The sequence below is a fragment of the Legionella pneumophila subsp. fraseri genome (assembly GCF_000586315.1).
Lineage (GTDB): Bacteria > Pseudomonadota > Gammaproteobacteria > Legionellales > Legionellaceae > Legionella > Legionella pneumophila_B.
In genome coordinates, this window is the sequence record NZ_JFIM01000001.1 from 531,597 (window position 1) to 557,196 (window position 25,600).

A 25,600-nucleotide genomic window follows, 5' to 3' on the forward strand; every position below is an offset into this window, starting at 1 on the left:
TTTAGCATTTGCTCTTGACTGCTTTATAAGCAATGCACTTATGACTTAAGTCATCGCTACAATAAGACCACGCTGACTGAAATCTTGATTTATACTGATATTTGCCTTACCTCATTTAAATAGACTGATCCTACGCCTGCTAAATTAAGCTTCAGATCCTCACCATATTGACCAAGGCTGACACTATCGACATTAGCTGACGTCATAGTTTTCAATGCCACTTCTTGCCCGCCATAAGTACCGCTGACCTTTATTGTATATTTCCCTGCAGCCACGCGTTGGTTACTTTGGTCAGTACCATCCCAACTAAATTGGAAAAACCCCGGTTCTGGTTGCCCCAAAGGAATCGTTTTTATCAACTCGCCAGATTCCGTGTAGATTGCAGCACGAAGATTGGATACACCAGGTGCCATATCAATGGCAGCCTTTAAATCTCCTTCTGGACCCAGGCTCAGCGTATTGCTGTTTACTAACACCTTACGGCCAACCAAAGCGGATGCTTGAAGCGCTTGATTAGATTGTAGAGAAGAAGCCAGCTGTTGTAGTGATTCTTGCATTTTTGTGATTCCATCATTGGTGCTAAATTGAGCCAGTTGAGATAGAAATTCCCCGTTTGCCTGTGGTTGTAGAGGATCTTGATTTTGAACTTGAGCCACCATCAAACGCAAAAAATCCTGTTGCCCCAAATTTTGTTTTTTTCCTGAATCAATTTGATTCAAACCTAAACCACCTGCTGAATTGGAACCATTTACTGAATTGGTAGTCATTCCCTTCCCCTTATTCGCCTAATTGCAGCGTCCTTTGCATAAGTTGTTTGGTTGTATTGAGTAATTCAATATTCATTTGATAAGAACGAGAAGCGGAAATAATATTTGCCATTTCCTCAACATAATTGATATTTGATGTATAGACAAACCCGTCCTTATCGGCTATAGGATTATTTGGATCGTATCTTCTGTGCGGTTCTGCTTCACTCTCATAAATCCCATCCAGTTTCACGCCAGCCTTAATTTGCTCCCCCATCCATTGATTTTCACCCTCCTGAACTGACTTGAAAACAGGATATTTGGCTTGATAGACTTCCTCTGGACTGCTTGCTTCAACATTCGCATTGCCCATATTGCCAGCACTAGCAGTCAAACGCACTGTTTCTGCGGTCATTGCAGAAGCTGCAATGTCAAAAATTGCATTTAATGACATGATTATTCCCCTTTCAATGCAGTCAGCATGGACTTGATTTTGCCATTTAAGAAACTCAAGCTGGCCTGATAGTTCAATGCATTTCGAGCAAACTCGGTAGTTTCCATATCTTTATCAACAGTATTACCATCCAAAGAGTCATGATGTGTCATTCGGTATTTCAAATGAGTCATAAAATCGGCATTGGTATTAATATGATGGTCCGAAGTTACCCTTAACTGCTGGCTGTTACCGGCCATAGTCGCAGTCAGTACTTCATTAAAATCAACATCCCTGGCTTTAAAATTCGGTGTATTAACATTGGCTATGTTATTAGCAAGAACGGATGCCCTCTGATCTCTTGCAATCAAAGCCTTGGCATGAATCCCAAAATAAGAATCAAGATTAATGGCCATATTTACTCCTGTCTTATTGTTATTTAAGTCCTAATCATCATTTGACATTATGCCAATTTTCCAAAGCCATGTATGGCTTCATACTTGTTTCCAAACTTCGCAGAAACATAAAAAATGATAAAAAACCCTATTTAAACAAAGCAAACATTGTGCCAATATCTAAAAAATGAGAAAATGAGGGCTCCAAGTGGTAATTACCTATGTGGAGTCTCATCATGTCGATCTCGAAGACACTTCCTTCTCATGCGATTGAACAAATTAAATCTTATCTGCTTCAACTCCAAAATACAATTTGTGTCTCACTGGAGTCACTGGATGGCAAAACCAGATTTCATGAGGATTCATGGCAGCGAGTTGCTGGAGGTGGAGGAAAAACCAGAGTCATGGCTAATGGGAATGTATTTGAAAAAGCTGGAGTCAATTTTTCACATGTGTCAGGTGAGCAATTACCTGCATCAGCCAGCGCACAAAGACCGGAATTGGCAGGAAGGCATTTCAGCGCATTAGGGGTATCTCTGGTCATTCATCCAGAGAACCCCTATGTGCCAACAACACATGCCAATGTTCGATTTTTTGTTGCTGAAAAAGAGAATTCCGAACCAGTATGGTGGTTTGGTGGAGGATTTGATTTAACACCTTATTACGGGTTTGTTGAAGACTGTGAGCATTGGCATCAAACGGCATTAAATGCCTGTTTACCCTTTGGAGAAACTATTTACCCAAAATTCAAGCGTTGGTGTGATGATTATTTTTTTATTAAACATAGGAATGAAGCACGTGGTATTGGCGGCTTATTTTTTGATGATTATAATGAAATCAGCTTTGATCACAGCTTTGATCTCATGCGTAGCATAGGTGATCATTTTATTCTTGCCTATGAACCCATAGTGACTCGTCGTAAAGATATCCCTTTTGGTAATAGAGAAAAAGCGTTTCAGAATTACCGAAGAGGCCGTTATGCAGAGTTCAATTTAGTCTATGATCGCGGCACTTTATTTGGCCTGCAATCCGGCGGAAGGACAGAGTCTATATTGATGTCTCTACCTCCCATTGTCCATTGGGAATACAATTGGCATCCTGAGAAAGGCAGTGATGAAGAAAAATTATATACGGATTTTTTACCTGCAAAAAATTGGTTGAAACAGGAATAAAACGCCAAACTTAGGAATATAGGGTATGCTTATCCCCTCTGTTTGGCAGGATAAGCGCAATGAAAAGTTTACAGCATAGCAATAATATGTAAGAGATCTATTATTAAGCCATCTCCTCTGAGCTTCTTCTCAAGGTTCTTAACCCAAGAAACAAGAACAAAGCGGCAACCAAATTTAAAAGACAAAGTACCAAAAAAACCTGGGGGATTGAAAAATTAAAAAACAACAACAGCATTACTAACAAAGTTCCCATCACCATAAACAAGGCATTGTAAATATTGTTCGCCGCAATCGTTCTAGCCCTGTTCTCAACCGCACTTATAATTTGTAAATAAGTATACAAGGGAACTACAAATAATCCCGCACAAAATGCTAACATAAATAAATCAAAAGCAATTCGCCAATGAGTAAAAGAAGTAAAAAAATTAAGTAAGTTGAATAATGGGGTCTTTAAATCATGATCCGCAGGAGATGACCAATACAAATCAAAAGCAAAAAGAGTAAAAGCGAGCATGGCCATTGGGACTGCAGAAAGATTAACTTGTCCCTTCAATAACCAATTTATTGTAATCGACCCCAGAGCAATACCTATTGAAAATAAGGCAAGAAATAGAGCAAAAACATGAGCACTGGCTCCCAAAACGTAATGGGTATAATCAGGCAATTTGGTTAGCATGACAGCGCCAATCAACCAAAACCAGGAAATCGTTAATATGGATAGAAAAATTCCATATTCTTTTTTCGCTTCCTTTAGCATCTTCACTGTAGAGCGCCATAAATTAAAATCCACTTTTAACTCAGGAAGTGCTGATGGGGCTGGAGGTATAAATAAACTGGAAACCAAGCCAGAAAAAGCGGCACTTAAGGTCATAATAATCGCGATATAAGGAGTAGCCCCCTTCCCTCCAACAGTTAAAGTACCCAATGTAGTGCCTAATAAAATAGCCATAAAAGTACTGGCCTCTATCAACCCCGTAGCAGCCAATAAATTTTTCCTGGGTAAGTGGTCTGGTAAAATTGCATATTTGATAGGTCCAAAGAAGGCAGAATGTGCCCCCATACCGGTCAAAGTACACATCATCAAGAAAATACTTCCACTGTATAACCCAATACCTCCAATAATCATTAATAATACTTCGAGCACCTTAACCAGACGGGTCAACAGAGCCTTGTCATATTTATCTGCCAATTGTCCAGAGGTAGCGGAAAAGATAAAGAAGGGCATTATGAATAAAGCGCCTGCAATAGCCTGATAATATTCCGACTGCTCTTGTGTATGGCTTAAATGATAGCTAATCATAGTCAACATCGCCAACTTATAAGCATTATCGTTAAAAGCACCAAAAAATTGGGTCAGGAAAAGGGGAAAAAATTTTCTTTGTTTGAGAAGACCTATAAAACCTGCTGCCATTAAAGTTCCATTTGTGCTTTAAAAATAATGTAAACAAGGATATTGCTGTATTGATTGAAAGTAAATGACAATAACGTGAGAAAATTCAGAAAATATTATCCATACAACAATCAATTGTAATCACTCAATGTAAATAGAAACTGACTTGTGAAGAGATTGCTCAGCCCCTTAATTCCAGTGCCTTATAGGTAAATACCCCCAAGGGTCTTGTTATCTAATTCGGAAAAATTCATTCAATTAATCTATATTTATAGATATGGATACTTTTTGTGTATATACAAATCAATGCATCTTTAGGAACAATCATGACCAAGAACTCCGCAAATGATTACTCAGCTCTATTAGACATAATCAGATCTCATACACCAGTTAGATATAATGAACTGAATATACCGCTTACTATTACGCAAAAACATGCGGAAGCTGTATTACACGTAGTCCATGACATTGGCGGCCAACCAGACGGTCCTCTCGATAAATCAACACATAAGCCTACTCTATGGGAAAAGAATACTCATTGCACAGCGGAATGCTTGGCTTGGCGCGGTCATTGGGTTGCAGAAGAGCGGCGAAGACGAGAAAACGATTTGGGTGAAACCATTTATTTTGGCACACCTTACTATGCAAGATGGTTACTCGCAATGGCTAAAATGTTGCTTGATAAAGGATACATCACTCCTGATGAATTAATGAACAAAATGGCGGAAGTTAGAAAGCGAGAGGAGATCTAGATGGATAAATACAAAATAGGCGATCGTGTAACGGTCAATAATTTGCCTTCTTTATTTCATACTAGAACCCAAGGTTACACACGAGGACATACAGGAGAGATTGTTCTTTTACGACCAGAATGGGTTATTCCGGAAGATGAAGCATGGGGGCGATATGAAGGACGTCGTGAGCGATTCTACCTGGTTCGTTTTAAGTTAAACGAATTATGGGAGGATTATGGCGGCAGCCCAATTGATACTTTAGAGACAGAATTCTCAGAGCGCTGGCTTGAACCAGCAAAAGAGAATGAGAAAAAGGAGAAAAAGTAATGAAGGAGGATCATTTACACGAACCTATAGAAGAACATGATGAAGCGATAGAATTTACTATTCTTGAAACTGCTATTCGTGAACTCGCAATTGAAAAAGGTTTATTTTCACGGGAAGATCACCGTCGCTTTACTGAATGGTATGATAACCTTGGATATTATTCCGGTTCACGAGTTGTCGCTCGTGCCTGGGTAGATCCTGAATTCAAGAAGCGTTTGCTCGCTGATGGGGTAGCAGCTTGTAAAGAACTTGGAATCGATTGGCTAAAACCAACAGGCGAAGGTACTCCCAGCGATTATACGCATTTGATTGTTTGTGAAAATACACCCAAACTACACAATACTATGGTATGTACTTTATGCTCATGCTACCCAAGACCTTTATTAGGCATAGCTCCAGCCTGGTATGAAAGGCCTAATTACAGACGTCGTTTAGTAAGGTGGCCACGCCAAGTATTAGCTGAATTTGGAACTATTATCCCTCCTGATGTGGAAGTGCGAGTTCACGACTCCAATCAACGCACACGGTTTATGATTTTACCTATGCGCCCTGAAGGGACAGAAGATTGGAGTGAAGAAAAACTTGCAACCATTGTAACCAGAGATACAATGATAGGAGTTGCCATTCCAAGAATTGACTGGACAGTTGATTCAATACCAGGCACTTAAAGGGAGAAAGCTCATGTTTAAAATGTGCTTGCGTACAATTTTTGTTGCAGTAACAACTGTTCTAATGCCGTCTATTGTATTTGCGCATCATGCTGAATTTATGAGAAATGATCCCTTTTTGCAAGGTTTGAGCATGCCTATACATGGGATAGATCACATGCTGTTCTCCTTGGCAGTAGGACTCATCGCCGCACAAATAGGAGGTCGCGCCTTATGGAGCGTTCCTTTGGTTTTTGCTGTAGCTATGGTGTTAGGTGGTATATTAAACGTTTCTGGCATCGCAATCCCACTACTACAATATGGTATTTTAGCTTCTCTTATAATTTGCGCAGCCTTATTATCATGGCGTCCTGGCGTATCTTTATTGTTGACAGTAGGACTTATTGGCCTTTTCACTATTTTCCAGGGAAATGCGATGGTGACCGAACATAATTTATCTAATATACCATTTTTTATAGTAGGCTGCTTAATTTCTTCATTAGTTTTACTAAGCATTGGAGTAGGTCTGGGACTCCTTATTTCACATTTAAATAAATCTATATTTCGTTATTTAGGTGTCATGATGCTGCTTGCTGCCGTTGTGATTGGAGTATTCCCTGAGTTTGATACTTCTATCATTGAATTGTTAAATGCTTAACATTAAAAATAGCTGAGCATTTAATTAAATGTTATTCCTGCAACCGCAACAGGATTATATTTAATTTTATTCTGCTCACCATTGGGGGTTTGAGAAATGGGAATAGACACACCCACCTGAAAAAATAATTTTTTAGTCGAAAACCATAAAGATGGAATAATATTTACAAGGTTCCCCCCAGAGTTTAAGTCAACTTCTCCTATGAATTTATCTTTTTCAGTATAGACTCTATGCATTTCAACTAAACCAAAAAAAATATATTTTCCAGTTTCACTTTTAATATTTCGCCCCAAACCGACTTGATACAAATATTGATTTCCTAATTTCATACCATCATGCTTTGTTATGACATTTAATCCAGAAGAAACAAGACCAAACCAATCGACAAACATTCGATTATAAGTACCTCCTAAAAAATAGCTGACCGAACCAAAGCCGGTCGATGGCTCTTTCTTAGCTGAACCGGTTGGAGCTGTCAAACCTCCCACAAAAGTCATTTGATCAACGTACTTGAAATTCGAATTTTCATAAAAAGCATATTCTCCCTGAAAGTAGGTATCCCCCAAGCCATTTGAACGCGATGTTTCATTAACATAGTTTGCTGCAACTGGCTCTGTAACCAAAAAAGAGGCTTGATTAGATATACCATACACGACGGAAGGCGATATAGTCAGATAGTATTCATTTTTATAATGCAAATAGTTCGGTGAAACGTAAAATTGTATCTGATTTTTATCAATCAGAGATTGGCCAAACGAAAGAAAAGGACCAGGCTGCTGGGATGCAGGTAAAGCAAAATTACCAATATCTGGAGGTTCATTTTGTAGCTCTGTAGACGAGGCATCTCCAATTGCTATCTTTGGTAAGGCGCAGATAACTAAAAGTAAGCTTAGATTTTTTGTTTTATATAGAAAATTTTTCATTATATTCTTAATTTACGAAAAAATTGTTTGTGAACACTCCAAACTGCTATATGGAATTTAAAACATTTGTTACTCCTTATCAGATTAAAGTGCTATCAGATAATACTTGGAAATAATCTGATGATAATTCAATCAGGTAAAAACCAATTCATTTTACTTATTGTTTGAAAAATAAAATCAGCTCTATCTTTAACAGGGTGTTTTGGCACCTCTATTAACGCATACCCACAATCAACATATCCCTCTTTTACAGCATAATAAGTTTGCAATGCTTCGTGAAAATCTTGTTGACGTTCAACGTCATTTTCATAAATTTCAGGCCAGGGAGGAAAAATAAAGACTGTTTTATTATAGCGAAATCGTAAAACGGCATCATTTATTTCCTTACTCGCCTCACCACAAAATGCTTTGGTGTAACCATACAAATCAGCGATTCCCCGGTCGAAAAATACAATTTTTTCCTCTGATTGCATCCTGCAATAACCAGCAATCGATTGCTCGAGCATCAAGTCACGAAATGCTTTTCTATTCCTGGTATGTATTGCATCACCACCGTCAGCCTGCTGTTTTTGAATAATAGAGCGTGCTGCTTCAGCGACAGTTAAATAGCCCCGGGTATTTAATTCATTTAATACCACAGTTTTGCCAGAGCCAGGACCTCCTGTAAATATAAAAAAATTAGTGCATAACTTTGACTCCATATCATACCTTTAAAAATTGTTCGTATATTAAATTACAAATCTTGTCGTGTATTCATATCAATTCTCTTAAGCTTTTATCCAGCTTATCCGTTTCGCAATAATAAAAATGAGTATCCAAAGGACATAGTTTAAACTCTTTAGGTAAAGATTCCTTATTAACGAGAGCAAACCCATTTTTTTCGTAAAAACGTCTTGCTGCGTTTAGCTGAGCCACTGTTCCCAGAAACAGCTTTTTAAATCCATGTTTCATCGCATTTTTAACTAAAGTCAGCATTAATTTTTGAGCCAAGCCTAACCCTCGGTATTTCGACGCAATAAAAAATTTTTTTACTTCCCCTTCAGTATTATTTAACTTCTTTAAGCCGATACAACCGATAATATTCCCTTGTTCATCCACCGCATACCAAAAATTACAACTGTTATCATAGCAATACTCCTCTTCGGCTTTTAAAATTGACGCATTGATTTCAGGAGTAATCGAAAGGTAAAATTCATTCACTTGAATATTTTCAATCATATTAACAATTTGTTTACGCAAAGTTCTGGAGGTCGACAAGCGTAAAATCTTAATCTGATCACGAATTAAACGACTTTGCTCTAAAGCTTGAGCATATCTCCCTATTGCAGCAATTATTTGCTCCCTCTCTTCGTCAGTTAAAAAATGAAATGCTCTTTTAATTTTAGTATTAGAATATTCATCAATATAATTTACCTTTTCCTTACCCTTGTCAGTAGTTCTTAAAAAGCGCTCTCGCTTATCCAGCCCTTCGTTTACTGTTATCAATTCATCTTTAATTAAAGAGGCTACTATTCGCGACAGAGTAGGTAATGAAATTAATAACGATTGACTTAATTTGGAAATCGTAATATCTGGTTCTTTATTTATTTCAATTAAAGTATGCCAATAAGAAGGCTGCTCCTTTGCATCTAACTTATTTAATTGCAACATACCTAATTCCCGTACCAATTTTCTTGAATATTGTCTAAGCAAATCAATTGGATCATCAATCATCTTGGCTCTCTCACTATATAAATTACATTAATAATTGCATTAATTATAAATTAATATTAAAATAATTCCATATTTTATATATTTTTATTAAATCTTTTAATTGAAAAGTGAGCAAATCCGTTTAATTCGCATAACCCTCATTCTAAACCGGTGGAGGAATAAATATAGAAAGTTTAAGTGATATAGGCGGTGTTACATTAACCAAATATAAAATTAAAAAGTGCATTTAAATAAAAATTAGTTAGGATATTAGCTGAAAAAACTTAACAAAAAATTCGGAGTCTCTATGGAACAATGGCATCAATTTACTTTACTCCTACCCTTAATTATTTTAGTTTTTATTTCATTGATCAGTCCTGGGCCCGATTTTGCGATTACAGTTAAAAACAGTCTGGTTTATTCCAGAAGGAGCGGATTATTAACCGCTTTAGGAATAGCTTTAGGCAGTTTGGTTCATATCAGTTACACTCTTCTTGGATTAGGCCTGCTTATTACCAAAACCCCTATATTACTCCATATCATCCAATATCTAGGCGCTGGATATCTCTTTTATATCGGCCTTAAAAATTTAAGGTCTCAGCCAAATGCAGACAAAATGGGAGATTATTCAGCGTATAATGATTTAAAACCAAGCAAGGCTTTTTTCAATGGGTTTATAACGAATTTATTGAATCCCAAAGCCATGCTCTTTTTTATCAGTTTGTTTTCAGTGCTTATGCCCAAAGAAATTTCAATCTCCACCAAATTATTCCTGGCAAATATCCTCTTTCTGCAAACATTATTATGGTTTTCTTTTGTTGCATACAGCCTTTCTGGAAAAAATACGCGTGCGAAATTTCAAAGAATTAGCTATTGGATTGAGCGTATTACAGGTGCCATTTTAATTGCATTGGCATTAAAATTGTTGTTGAGCCAACTTAGCTAATATTCGGACAGAAATGTATTTAAAATCCATCAACCTTTTGCAAAGGATTCTGTATACGGTATAAAACATGCTTCGCTAACCTGTGATCAGAGACTAATTTAGGATGTAAAAAATCTCCCGTGCAGTCTCTGGTCATACCAATCCGCTCCATAACGCACCTTGAACGGAAATTATCAGGCACAGTAAAAGAAACAATTTCGGGAATACGCATATTCTGAAAAGCATATTCAAGTGCTGCTTTTGCCCCTTCTGTAGCATAGCCTTGCCCCCAAAACTCAGTTGCCAAACGCCACCCTATCTCTACACAAGGAGTAAAGTGAGCATTCCACGTCGGAGAATTTAATCCTATGAAACCAATAAATCGCTTACTGCCCTTCACTTCCGCTGCCCACAGAGTAAAATCCTTTTGAGATAATTGTTCATTCATTCTCATAATAAAATCTTTGACCATATCCATAGACCACAATTCAGGAAAATACTCCATGACCTGAGGATCCTGACACATTCTGTAGAAAGGCATAGTATCTTCTTCATCCCAGGCCCTTAACAAAAGCCTTGAGGTTGTCAAATATTTCATGGCAAATATATTCTTCCTTCTAAATAAAGATGGCAATTTCCATAGAGCAACACTCTGTTTTCCTTCACTTCACAACAAAGATCACCTTGTCTGAGACCTCCTTGTAAAGCAGTTATATGGTTCTTACTTAACCATTCACACCAATAAGGTGCAATAACGCAATGAGCTGACCCTGTTACTGGATCCTCGGGTACATTACAACCAGGATAAAAACAACGGGAATAAACATCTGTTGATATTCCTGGGGCGGTTAAAATCAACCCCCTGTAGTCAAGATGAGCTACTGCATTCAAATCAGGCTTTGCTTCACTCACTTCTTCTGCATTTTCGTACACAAACATCAAATCAAATTGGCTTTGCAGTGTCTTAAATGGCTTTTTTAAATTCAAATGCTGTAGTTCTGATCGGAAATCAATTTCTTCATAAGGTAGAGCTGGAAAATCCATAACCAAGCCTTGCTCTGTGTTTTTAACCCATAGTTTACCGCTCAAGCTATTAAATAAAATTTCTTTTCCAGAAAATCCCAATTGATTAAAAAGTACATAAGCGCTGGCAAGAGTAGCATGGCCGCACAATGCTACTTCTTCATTAGGGGTAAACCACCGGATCCTGTATCCCTCGTCTTCTGGAACAAAAAAAGCTGTTTCAGATAAATTATTTTCAGCGGCAATGGCTTGCATAGTCTCATCGCTTAACCATTTATCTAAAGCACAAACAGCAGCAGGATTGCCTTTGAATAAATTTGAAGCAAATGCATCTACTTGATAGATTGGTAAACTTTTCATAGAGTTCTCCTAAAACAACTTGCAGATATTAACATAGCTTGTTATTATATAGCAAGCTATTTAATTATGAGAAATTTATGCATCTTTCCTCTCTACTCAAAAAAACACATCGTTTGTTAATCAAGCGAGCCAATGAATTAATTAAACCTTATGCTATAAATCATGCCTACACTTATATATTGATGGAACTGTATAATGAAAATGGGTTGACCCAATCAGAATTAGTTCAATTGATTGAAGTGGAACAACCTACCCTTGTAAGAACTTTGGATCGAATGGAAAGAGATGGATTTATTACACGAAAACCAAGCTCAATAGATAGAAGAGTCGTTCATATTTTTCTTACAGAAAAAGCCAGACTTCTGCAAAAAAAACTAGATGAATGTTCCAGTATACTTAATCATGAGATTTTGGCTGGTTTTTCAGAAGATGAAAAAGCAACATTACAAGAACTAACCCATCGCGTTCTTGATAATTTAAGAAATCCGACTGAATAATTTATAATGATGCTTCAAATCAATTCATTCTATAGCCTATAGCGTCACCAATGTGGGCTTTACCAGTTTTTCAAAATCACGAAAAGAGATCTGTATCAATTCGGAATGAGAACCAGCATTGAATAAGATATTGTCCTGTGCACTTAGTTTAGTAGATACCAATACGGGTAAACCATACAAATTACCGAATGGGGGCATGGCGCCAACATCACATTCCGCAAATTGCCCCTCAAACTCTGATTCCGTTGCAAGCTCAAGATCTGAAGTACCAATAGCTTCTTTAAGTTTTATAAATTTAATATGGTCACTTGCAGGCAATACTACCATGGCTAAACGTCCATCCATTTTTATAATAACCGTTTTTGCCAGCTGTTTTCCTGAAACATGGGCAGAGGCAGCGATTTCTTGTGCGGTATACGCCGGGAAATGAGCTATGGACAAATATTTTATCTTATGTCTGTCTAGAAATTGTTTAAGCTTTGTAACTGGCATAACAAACTCCTTTTCGATGCTAATTGATTCTTTCAAAATGATCTCTATCAATTACTTTCATTTAAAATTTTGAATCATTTGTTTGGAAGCAGTCACTTCACTTAAACAATTACCCCAGGTAAACTGCAAATTATCAATAGGACTCTGATATCCCTATTAATTCATAATATGACGTTTACCCTCAACGTAAACTGTACTTGCAGCAGCTTCCTGTGTGTTTTTAACCGTTTCAACAAATCGGACTCGGTCACCAACTTCTAATTTATTAATGTCATAATCAACGACACTTTGACCTGTAAATCGTATCAAGCGCCCATCTATTGTTTCTATGTAGCCATAATCAGCTATCGGGCATACTTCAAGAACTCTCCCACCACGAATGGAATCCTCATGACGCTTGATATGACCTCGCCGTTGATTTGCATAACTCTTAAGCTGGCGCTCAATCGCATTAAAAGCATCTCTCAGAGAAACATAAACATCTTCATGCGCATGCTTGTCTGATGATTCACGACTCACAACTAACTCAGCATCCGGAACTGTAAGATCAATACGTACATGATAAAGCTTTCCTTTGTTATGATGGCGATGAGGGGACTCAATAACCACTCGACAACCCATTATCTTGTCATAAAGACAATCAAGCTTTTTAGCGAGTTTTATAGCTCTGCTTTCAACAGCTTTTGATGGATCCATATTTCGGAATGTCACCTGAATAGGAAGCAACATTTTTGACCTCCCTTATGTTTTGATTATGAATAATTTTAGATCTTATTTACTAATCTATAGACAAAAAAAATGTTGCTTTCAATAGAAAAATGATAAGCACTTGAATTAACAATAAAAATAAAATTATTAAAACTGGGACTAAAAATGGTATGAAAAATGAAATGAGTTGACAAAATGTCTGAAATTTAATGAGCATATAACAACAGGTTACTGATACTTTTTTGGTGGTGATTGTATACGTTGATAAGCCTAAGAGTTCGACGCTGCACTCCGAAGCAAGATCGCTCCAGACCATTCTCTTTAACTTACACTCGTCCTCAAGTCAGCCTCCTCCCCTATTCATTTTTAGATTTGGAGCAGCTGTACTTTTTGACTCGGCAGTAGACTATAAAATTACCAGATTTTATGTCAAACTCTCAGGTTTACTATAAACATGCTCTTAAGTACTTTAACGAGGCTTTAAAAAATAAAGCATAGCCTCACCAGATAAAATCATCTGGCTTATTCTTCTGTGTGTACTGATTCGCTGGCCACTACTACATTTTGTGCTTTCAAGCCCTTAGGTCCTCGATCAAGTTCAAAGGTAACTGGATCATTTTCATGCAGCGTTTTAAAACCAACTCCCTGAATGTCTTTGTAGTGCACGAAAATATCTTCGCCTTTTTGATTAACAATAAAACCAAATCCTTTTTTTTCATTAAACCATTTAACATGGCCTGTTTCTCTTTGCGACATTCGCATTTCCCCTTTGACTTACACAGATACATCAAAATTGTTATTTAAATAAATAAAAGTTCACTTTAGCGCAACTTAAAGTGAAAAAATAAATCACTCCCTAATTAGTAATTTACGCTATAATAAACCCTTTTCCATGCAAGGATAAATCCTGCACTATGATTAGCATATCAGTTTTTTGTTGATTGTTAAGGATTTTTTTAAAATATGTGATTGTTTTCAATAAAATTTTGTATTAGGAAACCAGAATGAATCATACCAAATCATCTTTTATAAAATTAGCTCTGGAGTGTCAAGTACTTAAATTTGGTGAATTTACTTTAAAATCAGGACGAATAAGTCCCTATTTCTTTAACGCTGGTTTATTTTATCATGGTAATTCCATACGTCAGTTAGGTCAATTTTATGCAAAAACACTTTTAGAACAAGAAATTTCTTTTGAGCACTTGTTTGGACCAGCGTACAAAGGTATCCCACTCGCTACTGCAACTGCAGTGGCCTTGGCTGAGTTAGGGAGGGACATCACAGTGACTTTTAATCGTAAAGAAGTAAAAACTCATGGAGAAGGCGGACAATTAATTGGTTCACCGCTAACAGGAAGGACAGTGATCATTGACGATGTGATTACAGCGGGCACAGCATTCAGAGAATCACAAACCCTGATTAAAGAGAATGGAGGAATTCTTCGTGGTGTCATTATCGCTCTGGACAGATGCGAACGAGGATTAACTGAGAAATCAACCCTGTCAGAAATCAGGGAGCAAGGAATTGAAGTCTATTCAATTATCAATTTGTTTGATCTAATAGAATTTCTGAAAAATGACAATCAATACGAACAGGTACAAAAACTGGAGTCTTATCACGAGCGTTATGGCGCATATTAGGATCAGGACTTACGAAAAACCCCAATCTCTTTGTTAAAAAATGTTTTTAATTCGGTCATTTAGTGTATCTAAACTCTCTCATTAAAAACATTTTTTTCCTCGACCTTGGAGTTTTTCATAAGTCCTGAGGATTACTGATTTTCCTCAAAAAATAGTAAAAAAAGCCATATTCATTGTGTGTTAAGTTGCTGAGCTATCCATGAAACTCAGCAACTTAACACTTAGATTGTCTTCGTCTACTGCTTCACATCTTCTTCTCTAAGTTCCAACCATACTGCATTAAGCACCGCAAATACACAAGCCAGCCCTGTGCCTAAAATCCAGGAGAAATACCACATAGCAAAACCTCCTAATACGCAGAATCTTGTTCTGCTTTAATAGAACTTTCCGTTACCTTACCTCGTAACACTCGATAAACCCAAGCTGTGTACGCAAGCACAACAGGCAATAATAATACCGTTGCTACCAGCATAATAAACAAAGTAACCTGACTGGAGGAGCTATCCCAAACGATTAAACTGTATTTAGGATTTGAGGAAGAAGGCAATATGAAAGGAAACATACTAACCCCTACCGTTGCAATCAAAGTTCCAACACTCAATCCACTCAGCACAAAAGCAAACACACTTTTATTCGCAAAGATAATCGCTAAAAAAGCAGATACTACACATAAAACAGGTACTAACAGTGACACAGGATACTCTTTATAATTGTTAAACCATGCCCCAGCTTGAATACTAACATCCTTATAGGAAGGATTTGATGGCCCATCATGAGGAACCATTCCTTTTAAAACATAACCATCAATACCATAATAAGCCCAAATCCCTAATCCAATAAATAGCAGAATAACTAAAATAGCACTCCATCGAGCTCTATCTTTTGCTTTATTTTGCAAAGCCCCAACCGTTTTTACTTGAATAAAAAAAGCGCCATGCATGGCAAGCATGAGCACAGATAATAATCCACATCCTAAAGCAAACGGATTGAGTAATTCAAAAAAACTTCCCGTATAGAATACTCTTAAGCTCTCATCAAAATAAAATGGAACACCTTGTATGACATTTCCAACCGCTACCCCAAAGATTAAAGCCGGAACAAATCCCCCGATAAATAAAGCCCAATCCCAAAATGCTCTCCATGTGGGATTATCCAGCTTTGACCTGTATTTAAAACCAACGGGTCTTAAAATCAAGGCTAAAAGAACAACCAGCATCGCCATGTAAAAGCCCGAGAAAGATAAGGCATAGAGAGTGGGCCAAGCTGCAAAAATAGCGCCTCCGCCTAATATAAACCAAACCTGGTTACCCTCCCAGGTCGGGCCAATGCTGTTAATTAAAATCCGTCTCTCAATATCTGTTCTGCCTAACCAGGGAAGCCACATTGCCACACCAAGGTCAAATCCATCCATAATGGCAAAGCCAATAAGCAAAATACCTATTAACAACCACCAAATTATTCTGAGTGTTTCATAATCCAAAGGCATTTGATTCTCCTTTCATCAATGATGATTCATGCCATCTGGGCCAAGACGTATGTATTTGACCATCAAGTAAATCTCAACAATTGCAAGAACAGTATAAAATAATACAAAACCTGCGATTGAAGTCATTACTTGTCCTGATGTTAAAGAGGAGGCTCCCATAAAAGTAGGCAGAATACCCTCAACAACCCAGGGTTGACGACCATATTCCGCTACTATCCAACCTAATTCAGCCGCTACCCATGGTAAAGGCAAAGAATAAAATGCAATTCTGTGATACCAGGTTGTCTTTTCCAACCTATGCCTTACCGATAAATAAAATCCGGTTGCGAAAAGAAGTATAAAATATATTCCACACGCGACCATAATTCTGAAAGAAAAGAACATCGGCAGGACTTTAGGCTTGAGATCGTGCGCTGCTTGATTTATTTGCTCCTCAGTAGCATCCGTCACATTCTCAGTATACTTCTTGAGCAATAAAGCATAACCAAGATTTTCGCTATGTTTTGTAAAAACAGCCTTAGCTTGTTCATTCTTTGGATCTTTCTGTAAAACCTTCAATGCATCGTATGCGATCATTCCATCTTTGATTTTTAATTTTCCTTCCTCAATTAATTCAATAATGCCTTGTAAAGGGGTATTAAACGAACGAGTAGCAATGATACCCAGAGCATAAGGAATATCTATTGCATATTTTGTTGAAAAAGTTTTCTCATCTGGTAACCCGAAAACAGTCAAATTGGCGGGAGCTTTTTCGGTATGCCACATCGCTTCCATCGCAGCCAACTTCATCTTTTGGTTTTCATTGGCAACATAACCGCTCTCATCGCCCAGCACCACAACAGACAATGCCGAAGCCAAACCAAAAGAAACTGCGACCGTCATTGAGCGTTTGGCAAACGCTTTATTTCGTCCCCGCAAAAGAAAATAGGCGCTTATGGATAAGACAAACATGGCTCCTGTCACATATCCCGCACTGATGGTATGCACAAACTTGGCCTGAGCAACAGGATTAAACAGCATTTCGTAGAAACTGCTGACCTCCATTCTCATCGTTTGGTAATCAAAATAGGCGCCTACAGGATGTTGCATCCAACCATTAGCGATTAAAATCCACAATGCTGAAAGATTAGTGCCTAAAGCTAATAACCATGTTGAGGTCAGATGCTGCAACTTTGACAATCTGTTCCAGCCAAAGAAAAATAAACCCACAAAGGTAGCTTCCAGAAAAAAAGCCATTAGCCCTTCGATCGCCAATGGAGCACCAAATACATCTCCAACATAATGTGAATAGTAAGCCCAGTTAGTACCAAACTGGAATTCCATAGTCAGACCGGTTGCAACTCCCAAAACAAAATTAATCCCAAACAAAACACCCCAGTATTTGACCATTTTCTTCCAGAGATCACGGCCAGTCATTACATAAACTGTCTCCATGATAGCTAACATAACCGATAACCCCAACGTAAGGGGTACAAATAGAAAATGATATAGTGCAGTTAATGCAAATTGTAACCTTGATAAATCAACAACTTCAGCAGCTGGAATCATAAAACTACCTCTTGTTATTTGGGGTAAGTACTGTTTGTTCTTCTTTTCCTAACAACCATTCTTTATTACTAGACAGCTCAGGATGCATTCCTCTGACACAGAAATACCATAATAAAACGAGCAATATCATTTTAAATGAAAGGGTAAATACAATATCTCTGGTAAGTGGTTTCATGACATTTCCTCAGGATTTATCATATCGACAGTCTCTGATAAAAATATTTACTTCTGCCTTTTGATTTTCGGTCAATCCAGTTTCCCGGAAAGAGACCTGTATACTCTACCCCATCCAGAATTTTTTTTCACTAAATTATTGACAATGCTAAAGATAATCATTATCATCAATAAAATGTTACAACACATTAATACATTAATATGAAAATACATGGCTCTTTTAAGAATTCTGCACTCCCGAACTTAATGCAAGCCATCAGTTTGCTTAAAAACGAAGACGAGGCCATGCGGTTTTTTACAGATTTATGTACTCCTGCCGAACTAGAGTCTATGGCTGATCGATGGCAAGTAGTTCCTTTGCTACGCCAGGGCATCCCATACAGAACGATTCATGAAGAAACAGGGGTCAGTGTAACAACCATCACGCGAGTTGCGCGTTGTTTAAGTTTTGGTACAGGCGGTTATCGTTTAATAGCTGAAAGATTGGAGAAGTTGTGAAAAATCGTTTACGTCTGGCCTTACAAAAAAAAGGCCGATTATCAGATGAATCTTTAAATCTCCTGCAACGCTGTGGTTTAAAGTTTCGTATTAAACCAAACGCATTATTAACTCATGTTGATAATTTTCCAATCGATTTACTATTTGTTCGCGATGATGACATCCCTACTCTCGTATTCGACAGTTTATGTGATGGTGGCATCGTGGGAGAAAATGTGCTGCTGGAAGCTTCTTTTAACAGACCAAACAAAGCCTATAGAAAAATATTGGCATTAGGCAGTTGTACTTGTCGTTTATCGATAGCAGTACCAGAAGCATTCGACTATCAAGGCGCCGGTAGTTTGGATGGGAGGCGAATTGCAACCAGCTATCCAAATTTACTCAACAATTATCTTGCTGAACGAAAAATTAGTGCGGAAATTCTGACATTATCCGGCTCAGTTGAGGTAGCGCCACGAATGGGAATGGCTGACGTCATATGCGATTTGGTATCCACTGGCCAAACACTCGAAGATAACAAACTCAAAGAAGTCGATACTGTTCTCAACAGTCAGGCCGTCTTTATTCAAACTCAGAGACAATTGGATCCTGATATGCAAGAGTTGTTTGCCATGCTTGCCAGAAGAATCCAGGCTGTCCAGCAAGCTCAGGAAAGAAAATACATAGTTTTTCATGCGCCCAAATCTGCCCTTGAGCGAATTGCACAGAAATTACCAGGCGCTGAGTCCCCAACCATTCTCCCATTACCCGGAAATAATGAAAAGGTTGCCGTGCACGTAGTCTCCAGTGAAGGTGTGTTTTGGAATACGTTAGAGACAATTCAATATTTAGGTGCCAGCTCCATCCTGGTATTACCCATTGAAAAAATGCTGGAGTAATTCATATGCTAACAATTAAAAACTGGCAATTACTTTCTGAAAACGATAAAAAGCTATGCCTTTCAAGACCGCGACAGAGTTCTGCAATAAAAGAAAATGTGCTGGAAATTATAAATCAGGTTCAATTATCAGGAGATAAAGCACTTTATGATTTAACCAAACAGTTTGATAGAGTCAATTTACAATATTTAGAGGTTCCTCAGGAAAAAATTGAACAGGCAAACATACCGCAAAATGCCCTCACTGCTATAACACAAGCCATTGGAACAATCTCGTCATATCACCAGTCTTTGTTACCTGAAAATACCGAGATTTCTACTGCATCAGGAATTACAATCCGCAATGTCTACAGACCAATCCAAAAAATTGGCTTGTATGTGCCTGGAGGAAATAAAACACCTTTAGTTTCTTCACTTCTCATGCAGGCAATACCGGCAAAGGTAGCGGGCTGCCCAATAAAAGTACTTTGTACTCCCCCTGATGCGGAAGGAAAAATTAACGAACATATACTCGTTGCTGCAAGATTATGTGGTATCGACACGATTTATGCTATAGGTGGAGTTCAAGCCATAGCAGCTATGGCCTATGGCACTGAAAGTATCATCAAAGTGGATAAAATATTCGGACCGGGTAATAGCTATGTCACTCAGGCAAAAACTTTAGTTGCAATCGACCCCGACGGAGCTGCGGTTGACATTCCTGCTGGACCATCTGAAGTGATGATTCTCGCAGACAATCAAGCAAACCCCGAGTTTATTGCTGCAGATTTATTAGCCCAGGCTGAACATGGCCCGGATTCGCAAGTTATTTTAATTTGCGATGATTGTGAATTGGCAAACCAGGTTAACCAACAGCTGGAAATTCAGATGAGTTATTTGTCAAGAACAGAATTTATTAAGCAATCACTCGTCAATAGCATGATTATTATCTGTTCTAATCCATCGGAACAGCTGGATATTATTAACTCCTACGCTCCGGAACACCTGATTATTAACAGAAAAACACCCGAAACTTGGGTTGAGAAAATTATGGCTGCCGGAACAGTATTTCTTGGCTCTTGGGCCGCAGAAACAATGGGGGACTATGTAACAGGAAGCAATCACGTCTTACCTACCAGTGGTTTTGCCAGAAACCATAGCGGGCTTTCTACTCTTGATTTTATGACACGATTTACCGTGCAAGCCATAAATCAGGAGGGTATCCGCAATTTAGGTCCAGCGGCAATGACTTTAGCGGAAATAGAGGGTTTGGATGCTCATGCCAATGCCGTTCAAATAAGACTCAATACTCTGGAGGTTTAAATGTCCATACTTAATCTAGTTCGTCCAGATTTATTAAATGGCCAAAATTATATACCAGGTGGAGAGAATGCTCGCTATCGATCACATGCCAATGAACTGCCTTGGGCTCCAGTTACTATAGATGGACATAATTTAAATTATTATCCAAACATCGGTTTACAAATAGATCTGCAAAAGCAATTGGCAAAACGTTACCAAATTAACTCCGATCAAATAATACTGACCAGAGGAAGTGATGATGGCATTGATTTGACAACCAGACTTTTTCTAACTGCCGGAAAGGACGCTTTCATGCAATTTCCCCCTACTTTTCCGATGTATGCTTTTTATGTTCGGTTACAACAAGCTGAGTTGATCGAATGTCCTTTGGATATAAAGACTAATTTTCGCCTCAGCCTGGATCAAATTGAAAATAGCTGGAAGCCGAACTGCAAAGTTATCATGTTTTGTAGCCCCAATAACCCAACTAGTAATTTAGTGGATTTAAATCTAATTGCCAAAACATGCGAACTGTATACGAATCAGTCGATCATTGTTGTGGACGAAGCGTATATAGAGTTTGCAAACGCCCCAAGCGCTACGACCTTACTTGGACAATTTGAAAATCTGATTGTCTTAAGAACCCTGTCAAAAGCCTGTGGGCTGGCGGGATTACGTTTAGGCTGCATTATAGCCCAGAGTCATATGATTCAAGCTTTTAATAAAATCATTGCCCCCTATTCCATTGCTACTCCTAGTATGGAGCTGGCTAAAAGAGCTTTGAATAATAGCGATTGGTTCACAAAAACTATTGAGCAAATCAAATCATCTCGTGCCTGGGTTATAAAAAAATTCGCCGAGAATCCAATTATTGAAAAAATTTATCCTACAGAAACTAATTTCATTCTTATTCAAACGCGATTTTCAAAACAGTTGACCACTTGGCTTGCCCATCATGGCATAGCAGTAAGAGATTTTCCTTCGACCTCTCTATTGCATGATCACCTTCGCATTACGGTGGGTCATGATGAACAAAATCAATTATTGATTGATGCCTTATCCTCATTTAACGCTGATGTAGCAGGATTAAATTATGAAAAAGATTTTATTTATTGACCGCGATGGCACTTTAGTTGAAGAACCTTTTGATTTTCAAGTCGACTCTCTGGATAAAATTAAATTAAGTTCTGGCGTAATACCAGCACTATTGCAATTACAAAAAGCAGGCTTTACTTTCATTATGGTATCCAATCAAAACGGCATAGGAACTGCAGCTTTTCCAGAGGAAGATTTTGCTGTTTGCCATGAATTTATCCTGGATCTGTTTTCCTCTCAAGGCATTCTGTTTGATGAGATTTTTATATGCCCTCACACCCCAGAAGACAATTGTATTTGTAGAAAACCTAAAACTGGCTTGCTCGAACCTTACTTAAAAAACACTGCATTTGCCAAACATTATTCATGGGTAATTGGCGACCGAGATACTGATAAAGAGTTTGCTGATAATCTGGGCGTTAATTTCTTGCCTGTTTCAAAAACAAATACTTGGGAAATGGTGGTTTCTGCGATTCTCAACAATGCTCGCAAAGCGTCTGTGCAGAGAAAAACAAAAGAGACAGCAATAGATTTGTCAGTTCAACTGGATAGCGATCAAATCAGTGTTATAGACACCCCTATCCCCTTCTTTACTCACATGTTGGAGCAAGTAGCAAAACACGGGGGCTTTGATTTGCGATTGCAAGCTTCTGGGGATTTGGAGGTGGATGAGCACCACTTGGTTGAGGATACAGCCATTGCGTTGGGGGAAGCAATTAGAATAGCACTTGGTGACAAATGGGGGATTAATCGTTATGGTTATACCCTTCCTATGGATGAATCATTAGCTACCATTGCAATCGATATCAGTGGCAGAAGTTTTTGTGATTTCAAAGGTCAGTTTACTCGTGAATTTGTTGGCGGTATGGCAACAGAAATGGTTCCTCACTTTTTCCAATCGTTATCCAGTGCGTTGGGGGCAACTATCCACATCCAGGTAACAGGCACCAACCATCACCACATGATTGAAGCTTGCTTCAAAGTTTTAGGCAGAGCCTTACGACAGGCATGCTCAAGAACAAATGATTATCTACCTTCAACCAAAGGTGTATTATGATTGCTGTGATCGATGTCAGTGGGAATAATTTAACTTCTCTAACGAATGCCTTGATTCGATTGGGAGGTCATTTTGCGCTGACCCATGATGCTGAAGAAATACAAAAAGCAAGTCATGTCATTTTGCCTGGGGTTGGAACAGCTCGTTCTGGTATGAAGGCTTTGCAGCAAAATGGGCTAATAGACGTTTTAAGAACTTTAACCCAACCGCTTCTTGGAATCTGTCTTGGAATGCAATTATTGCTTGAATTCAGTGAAGAAGACGACGTACCTTGCCTGGGTTTGATTCCCGGGGTTGCGGAGTTATTAAAAGCTGAAAGAAATCATCCTGTTCCTCATATGGGATGGAACAATCTTCATTGGCAAAAAACATCCTCATTACAACAAGGATTAAATAATAATGATTATGTTTATTTTGTGCATAGCTATGCTCTAAAAGCAGATGATTATGCATTGGCTCGATGTCAGTATCATGAAGAGTTCACTGCAGTCGTAAAAAAAGACAATTTTTATGGCATGCAATTTCATCCAGAAAAATCAGCTGATGTTGGTATGGTATTACTAAATAATTTTTTATCTTTGGAGTCTACATGTTAGTTATTCCAGCTATTGATTTGCAATCTGGACGGTGTGTTCGCTTAAAACAAGGGCGATTTGATCAAGTTACGCAATTTGATATTTTGCCTATAGAAAGGGCATTGTATTTTGCAAGGTTAGGCGCAAAACGCCTTCACGTAGTCGATTTGGATGGCGCTCGCAGCGGAAAAATGCAACAGTTGGAGCTCATTTGTTCCATGCAAAAGACAGGGATAGCAATTCAAGCCGGAGGTGGAATCAGGAGTATAGAACAAGCTTTGGAATGCAGCAACGCAGGAATTTCACAATTGGTCATTGGCAGTATTGCTATTACAAATCCTGATTTGACAATACAAATCATTGAAAAGATTAAACCCGAAAATATTGTTCTTGCTCTGGATGTTCGTGTTGATACAAAAGTTCCGCTTCTTGCAATTAATGGCTGGCAAAATAATAGTACAAACAATCTTTGGGAAGTAGTGTCTTATTATGAAAACTATGGGATTAAGCACATACTTTGTACTGATATCGCATGCGATGGCATGATGAATGGACCTAATTTCGATTTGTACCAACAAGCAGTCGAATATTTTCCTCAGATTGCCTGGCAAGCCTCAGGGGGAATTCGCCACTTGCAGGACATTACAACCCTGGATTCATTAGGAATATCCGCCGTAATCCTTGGTTTAATGCTTTATCAAGATCATGTGAATTTAGAGGAATTATTATGTTAACCAAGCGAATCATTCCCTGCCTTGACGTTCGTGATAATCAGGTTGTCAAGGGAGTAAAATTTCGCAACCATAGAATAATTGGAGAGATACTCCCTTTGGCTGCTCACTACTCAGCATCAGGGGCTGATGAATTAGTATTTTATGATATTACTGCAAGTAGCGATGACCGATCTGTTTGTCCTGATTGGGTCAATAAAGTAGCTGCTACTATCAATATTCCATTTACAGTAGCTGGAGGCATCCGAACCTTGCATCAAGCAAGATTAATATTAAATGCCGGAGCAGATAAAATCTCAATCAACAGCCCTGCATTGGAAAACCCTTCATTGATTAATGAATTGAGCAAAGAGTTTGGAAAGCAATGTGTGGTCGTAGGGGTTGATAGTCAGTGGATAGTTGATGATTATTTTGTCTATCAGTATACAGGTAATGAAAATAAAAGTATCAATTCAAAACGTAAAACTCGAGAATGGATACGTGAAATTCAAGACCGCGGTGCTGGCGAGATAGTCCTTAATTGCATGCAATCTGATGGCGTACGAATGGGATATGATATTTCGCAGCTGTCTGAAATGATAAACCTGTGCCAGGTTCCCCTCATCGCATCGGGCGGTGCTGGAAAAATTGATGATTTTATTGAAGTATTTAAGAAATCTCATGTCAGTGGGGCTTTGGCAGCAAGCGTTTTTCATGACAAAATACTGGCAATCAGTGACATAAAATTAGCATTACGAACAGAGAATATTGAGGTAAGACTATGAGTGACTTGGACATTAACTCTCTTGATTGGCAAAAGATGAATGGACTATTACCAGCAATAATCCAAAATGCAGAAAATGGCAAGGTATTGATGCTGGGTTATATGAATCAGGAAGCATTAATTGCCACATTAACTACAGGACAACTGACCTTATACAGCAGAAGTCGAAAAAGATTATGGCGTAAGGGGGAATCTTCTGGCAATAGTATGGCTCTGCAACATATTAGTGCCGATTGCGACAATGACAGCCTTTTGATCCAGGTCATTCCTAAAGGACCTGCTTGTCATTTAGGGTACTCAACCTGTTATCAACCACATAATAATTATACTCTTGGTTTTCTTGATGGTTTGATTGAATTAATTAATGAACGTGTTGAGGAAAAAAATCCAAACAGTTATACAGCCCAACTCTTGGATTCTGGAGCCGATAGATGCGCTCAAAAATTAGGAGAAGAGGCTGTAGAAACAGTGATCGCTGCTGTTAGTAACAATAAAGAAGAACTTATCAACGAAACAGCTGATTTAATTTATCATTTATTAGTGCTTTTAAAAGCTTGTGAATTAAGTTTTTATGATGTTTTGCTGTGTTTGCAAGCAAGAGACAGAAGTGTCCATACTTAAATTTTAAGCAGTCTGTCTATCCCAAGGAAGATCTCTATAACCGGGATCTCCAGTGATTATCAATCATGACTAGTTAATTTTTTAAACTACTAGGGCGTGTTGACAATTGCCCCCGCCTACGTGCCTTGGCTT

The 25,600-nt window shown here is 38.2% G+C and carries 33 protein-coding genes; 17 read left to right on the forward strand and 16 right to left on the reverse strand.

Features of this window, described 5'->3' with window-relative positions:
* Positions 1-89 precede the first annotated feature (89 nt).
* From flgD to flgB, 3 genes are read right to left on the reverse strand one after another with little or no spacing between them, the layout of a single operon-like run.
* Positions 90-767: a flagellar hook assembly protein FlgD gene (flgD, locus tag CC34_RS0102375; RefSeq protein WP_028378307.1), complete on the reverse strand. Its 678-nt coding sequence runs from the start codon at positions 765-767 to the stop codon at positions 90-92.
* Positions 768-777: 10 nt separating this feature from the next.
* Positions 778-1,200, reverse strand: coding sequence for a flagellar basal body rod protein FlgC (gene flgC, locus CC34_RS0102380; protein ID WP_028379083.1), 423 nt, complete (start codon positions 1,198-1,200; stop codon positions 778-780).
* Positions 1,201-1,202: 2 nt separating this feature from the next.
* Entirely contained in the window at positions 1,203-1,595 is a 393-nt protein-coding gene (flgB, locus tag CC34_RS0102385) for a flagellar basal body rod protein FlgB (RefSeq protein WP_028378305.1), read from the reverse strand.
* A gap of 215 nt (positions 1,596-1,810) precedes the next feature.
* Here flgB and hemF point away from each other — a divergent pair, with 215 nt between their 5' ends.
* On the forward strand, positions 1,811-2,746 hold the full coding sequence (hemF, locus tag CC34_RS0102390) for an oxygen-dependent coproporphyrinogen oxidase (RefSeq protein ID WP_028378304.1): 936 nt from the start codon (positions 1,811-1,813) through the stop codon (positions 2,744-2,746).
* A gap of 103 nt (positions 2,747-2,849) precedes the next feature.
* On the opposite strand, the gene CC34_RS0102395 is transcribed toward hemF, so the two are convergent.
* Positions 2,850-4,157: an MFS transporter gene (locus CC34_RS0102395; RefSeq protein ID WP_028378303.1), complete on the reverse strand. Its 1,308-nt coding sequence runs from the start codon at positions 4,155-4,157 to the stop codon at positions 2,850-2,852.
* 305 nt (positions 4,158-4,462) lie between these two features.
* Here CC34_RS0102395 and CC34_RS1000000117750 point away from each other — a divergent pair, with 305 nt between their 5' ends.
* The 4 genes from CC34_RS1000000117750 to CC34_RS0102415 are packed head-to-tail and all read left to right on the forward strand — an operon-like array spanning position 4,463 to position 6,502.
* On the forward strand, positions 4,463-4,888 hold the full coding sequence (locus tag CC34_RS1000000117750) for an SH3-like domain-containing protein (protein WP_028378302.1): 426 nt from the start codon (positions 4,463-4,465) through the stop codon (positions 4,886-4,888).
* The gene (locus tag CC34_RS1000000117755; RefSeq protein ID WP_028378301.1) at positions 4,889-5,197 is read left to right on the forward strand and encodes an SH3-like domain-containing protein; all 309 of its coding nucleotides are present in this window, start codon (positions 4,889-4,891) and stop codon (positions 5,195-5,197) included.
* Positions 5,197-5,865: a thiocyanate hydrolase subunit gamma gene (gene scnC / locus CC34_RS0102410; RefSeq protein ID WP_028378300.1), complete on the forward strand. Its 669-nt coding sequence runs from the start codon at positions 5,197-5,199 to the stop codon at positions 5,863-5,865. Before CC34_RS1000000117755 ends, scnC begins: the two co-directional genes overlap by 1 nt.
* Positions 5,866-5,878: 13 nt before the next feature.
* A complete protein-coding gene (locus CC34_RS0102415; protein WP_028378299.1) occupies positions 5,879-6,502 on the forward strand; it encodes a HupE/UreJ family protein in 624 nt (207 codons plus the stop codon).
* 20 nt (positions 6,503-6,522) lie between these two features.
* Here CC34_RS0102415 and CC34_RS0102420 read toward each other — a convergent pair whose 3' ends face one another.
* The 3 genes from CC34_RS0102420 to CC34_RS0102430 all read right to left on the reverse strand — a co-directional run bounded on the left by CC34_RS0102420 (position 6,523) and on the right by CC34_RS0102430 (position 9,138).
* Positions 6,523-7,425 carry a hypothetical protein gene (locus CC34_RS0102420; RefSeq protein ID WP_032831954.1) on the reverse strand — a complete coding sequence of 301 codons (903 nt, stop codon included), beginning with the start codon at positions 7,423-7,425 and terminating at the stop codon, positions 6,523-6,525.
* A 128-nt stretch (positions 7,426-7,553) separates the two neighbouring features.
* On the reverse strand, positions 7,554-8,126 hold the full coding sequence (locus tag CC34_RS0102425) for an AAA family ATPase (protein WP_028378297.1): 573 nt from the start codon (positions 8,124-8,126) through the stop codon (positions 7,554-7,556).
* 52 nt (positions 8,127-8,178) lie between these two features.
* Entirely contained in the window at positions 8,179-9,138 is a 960-nt protein-coding gene (locus CC34_RS0102430) for a bifunctional helix-turn-helix transcriptional regulator/GNAT family N-acetyltransferase (protein WP_028379085.1), read from the reverse strand.
* Positions 9,139-9,424: 286 nt separating this feature from the next.
* On the opposite strand from CC34_RS0102430, the gene CC34_RS0102435 reads away from it, so the two are divergent.
* Positions 9,425-10,063, forward strand: a complete 639-nt coding sequence (locus CC34_RS0102435) for a LysE family translocator (RefSeq protein ID WP_028379086.1) — start codon at positions 9,425-9,427, stop codon at positions 10,061-10,063.
* A gap of 19 nt (positions 10,064-10,082) precedes the next feature.
* Here CC34_RS0102435 and CC34_RS0102440 read toward each other — a convergent pair whose 3' ends face one another.
* The gene (locus CC34_RS0102440) at positions 10,083-10,640 is read right to left on the reverse strand and encodes a GNAT family N-acetyltransferase (protein ID WP_027226768.1); all 558 of its coding nucleotides are present in this window, start codon (positions 10,638-10,640) and stop codon (positions 10,083-10,085) included.
* On the reverse strand, positions 10,637-11,425 hold the full coding sequence (locus CC34_RS0102445) for a PhzF family phenazine biosynthesis protein (RefSeq protein WP_027226767.1): 789 nt from the start codon (positions 11,423-11,425) through the stop codon (positions 10,637-10,639). The genes CC34_RS0102440 and CC34_RS0102445 overlap by 4 nt, the downstream gene beginning before the upstream one ends.
* Before the next feature lie 77 nt (positions 11,426-11,502).
* Between CC34_RS0102445 and CC34_RS0102450 the strand changes: the two genes are divergently transcribed.
* On the forward strand, positions 11,503-11,922 hold the full coding sequence (locus CC34_RS0102450; protein WP_027226766.1) for a MarR family winged helix-turn-helix transcriptional regulator: 420 nt from the start codon (positions 11,503-11,505) through the stop codon (positions 11,920-11,922).
* Between the two features lie 36 nt (positions 11,923-11,958).
* Here the strand turns inward: CC34_RS0102450 and CC34_RS0102455 are convergent, their stop codons facing one another.
* The 3 genes from CC34_RS0102455 to CC34_RS0102465 all read right to left on the reverse strand — a co-directional run bounded on the left by CC34_RS0102455 (position 11,959) and on the right by CC34_RS0102465 (position 13,878).
* A complete protein-coding gene (locus CC34_RS0102455; protein ID WP_027226765.1) occupies positions 11,959-12,414 on the reverse strand; it encodes an aminoacyl-tRNA deacylase in 456 nt (151 codons plus the stop codon).
* Positions 12,415-12,570: 156 nt separating this feature from the next.
* On the reverse strand, positions 12,571-13,143 hold the full coding sequence (locus CC34_RS0102460) for an HPF/RaiA family ribosome-associated protein (protein ID WP_027221445.1): 573 nt from the start codon (positions 13,141-13,143) through the stop codon (positions 12,571-12,573).
* 501 nt (positions 13,144-13,644) lie between these two features.
* Complete coding sequence (locus tag CC34_RS0102465; RefSeq protein ID WP_011213557.1) at positions 13,645-13,878, reverse strand: cold-shock protein; 234 nt, start codon at positions 13,876-13,878, stop codon at positions 13,645-13,647.
* Between the two features lie 248 nt (positions 13,879-14,126).
* Here CC34_RS0102465 and pyrE point away from each other — a divergent pair, with 248 nt between their 5' ends.
* Positions 14,127-14,762 carry an orotate phosphoribosyltransferase gene (pyrE, locus tag CC34_RS0102470; protein WP_027226764.1) on the forward strand — a complete coding sequence of 212 codons (636 nt, stop codon included), beginning with the start codon at positions 14,127-14,129 and terminating at the stop codon, positions 14,760-14,762.
* A gap of 236 nt (positions 14,763-14,998) precedes the next feature.
* Here pyrE and cydX read toward each other — a convergent pair whose 3' ends face one another.
* The 4 genes from cydX to cydP are packed head-to-tail and all read right to left on the reverse strand — an operon-like array spanning position 14,999 to position 17,971.
* A complete protein-coding gene (cydX, locus tag CC34_RS1000000116835) occupies positions 14,999-15,100 on the reverse strand; it encodes a cytochrome bd-I oxidase subunit CydX (RefSeq protein WP_016356871.1) in 102 nt (33 codons plus the stop codon).
* A gap of 11 nt (positions 15,101-15,111) precedes the next feature.
* The gene (gene cydB / locus CC34_RS0102480; protein ID WP_011215303.1) at positions 15,112-16,248 is read right to left on the reverse strand and encodes a cytochrome d ubiquinol oxidase subunit II; all 1,137 of its coding nucleotides are present in this window, start codon (positions 16,246-16,248) and stop codon (positions 15,112-15,114) included.
* Positions 16,249-16,263: 15 nt separating this feature from the next.
* Complete coding sequence (locus tag CC34_RS0102485; RefSeq protein WP_027226763.1) at positions 16,264-17,796, reverse strand: cytochrome ubiquinol oxidase subunit I; 1,533 nt, start codon at positions 17,794-17,796, stop codon at positions 16,264-16,266.
* 4 nt (positions 17,797-17,800) lie between these two features.
* Complete coding sequence (gene cydP / locus CC34_RS1000000117305; protein ID WP_015444582.1) at positions 17,801-17,971, reverse strand: cytochrome oxidase putative small subunit CydP; 171 nt, start codon at positions 17,969-17,971, stop codon at positions 17,801-17,803.
* A 200-nt stretch (positions 17,972-18,171) separates the two neighbouring features.
* Here cydP and CC34_RS0102495 point away from each other — a divergent pair, with 200 nt between their 5' ends.
* Genes CC34_RS0102495 through hisIE form a run of 9 tightly spaced genes read left to right on the forward strand, consistent with a single transcriptional unit; the run spans position 18,172 to position 25,468 of the window.
* The gene (locus CC34_RS0102495) at positions 18,172-18,468 is read left to right on the forward strand and encodes a YerC/YecD family TrpR-related protein (protein ID WP_027226762.1); all 297 of its coding nucleotides are present in this window, start codon (positions 18,172-18,174) and stop codon (positions 18,466-18,468) included.
* The gene (gene hisG, locus CC34_RS0102500; protein ID WP_027226761.1) at positions 18,465-19,346 is read left to right on the forward strand and encodes an ATP phosphoribosyltransferase; all 882 of its coding nucleotides are present in this window, start codon (positions 18,465-18,467) and stop codon (positions 19,344-19,346) included. Before CC34_RS0102495 ends, hisG begins: the two co-directional genes overlap by 4 nt.
* Before the next feature lie 5 nt (positions 19,347-19,351).
* Positions 19,352-20,647 carry a histidinol dehydrogenase gene (hisD, locus tag CC34_RS0102505; protein WP_027226760.1) on the forward strand — a complete coding sequence of 432 codons (1,296 nt, stop codon included), beginning with the start codon at positions 19,352-19,354 and terminating at the stop codon, positions 20,645-20,647.
* The gene (hisC, locus tag CC34_RS0102510; RefSeq protein WP_027226759.1) at positions 20,648-21,742 is read left to right on the forward strand and encodes a histidinol-phosphate transaminase; all 1,095 of its coding nucleotides are present in this window, start codon (positions 20,648-20,650) and stop codon (positions 21,740-21,742) included.
* Positions 21,720-22,778 carry a bifunctional histidinol-phosphatase/imidazoleglycerol-phosphate dehydratase HisB gene (gene hisB / locus CC34_RS0102515; RefSeq protein WP_028379087.1) on the forward strand — a complete coding sequence of 353 codons (1,059 nt, stop codon included), beginning with the start codon at positions 21,720-21,722 and terminating at the stop codon, positions 22,776-22,778. Before hisC ends, hisB begins: the two co-directional genes overlap by 23 nt.
* Positions 22,775-23,374: an imidazole glycerol phosphate synthase subunit HisH gene (gene hisH / locus CC34_RS0102520; protein ID WP_027226757.1), complete on the forward strand. Its 600-nt coding sequence runs from the start codon at positions 22,775-22,777 to the stop codon at positions 23,372-23,374. Before hisB ends, hisH begins: the two co-directional genes overlap by 4 nt.
* Positions 23,368-24,087, forward strand: a complete 720-nt coding sequence (locus CC34_RS0102525) for a 1-(5-phosphoribosyl)-5-[(5-phosphoribosylamino)methylideneamino] imidazole-4-carboxamide isomerase (protein WP_028379088.1) — start codon at positions 23,368-23,370, stop codon at positions 24,085-24,087. Before hisH ends, CC34_RS0102525 begins: the two co-directional genes overlap by 7 nt.
* The gene (gene hisF / locus CC34_RS0102530) at positions 24,081-24,848 is read left to right on the forward strand and encodes an imidazole glycerol phosphate synthase subunit HisF (protein ID WP_028379089.1); all 768 of its coding nucleotides are present in this window, start codon (positions 24,081-24,083) and stop codon (positions 24,846-24,848) included. Before CC34_RS0102525 ends, hisF begins: the two co-directional genes overlap by 7 nt.
* Positions 24,845-25,468 carry a bifunctional phosphoribosyl-AMP cyclohydrolase/phosphoribosyl-ATP diphosphatase HisIE gene (gene hisIE, locus CC34_RS0102535; protein ID WP_027226754.1) on the forward strand — a complete coding sequence of 208 codons (624 nt, stop codon included), beginning with the start codon at positions 24,845-24,847 and terminating at the stop codon, positions 25,466-25,468. Before hisF ends, hisIE begins: the two co-directional genes overlap by 4 nt.
* Positions 25,469-25,600: the final 132 nt, after the last annotated feature.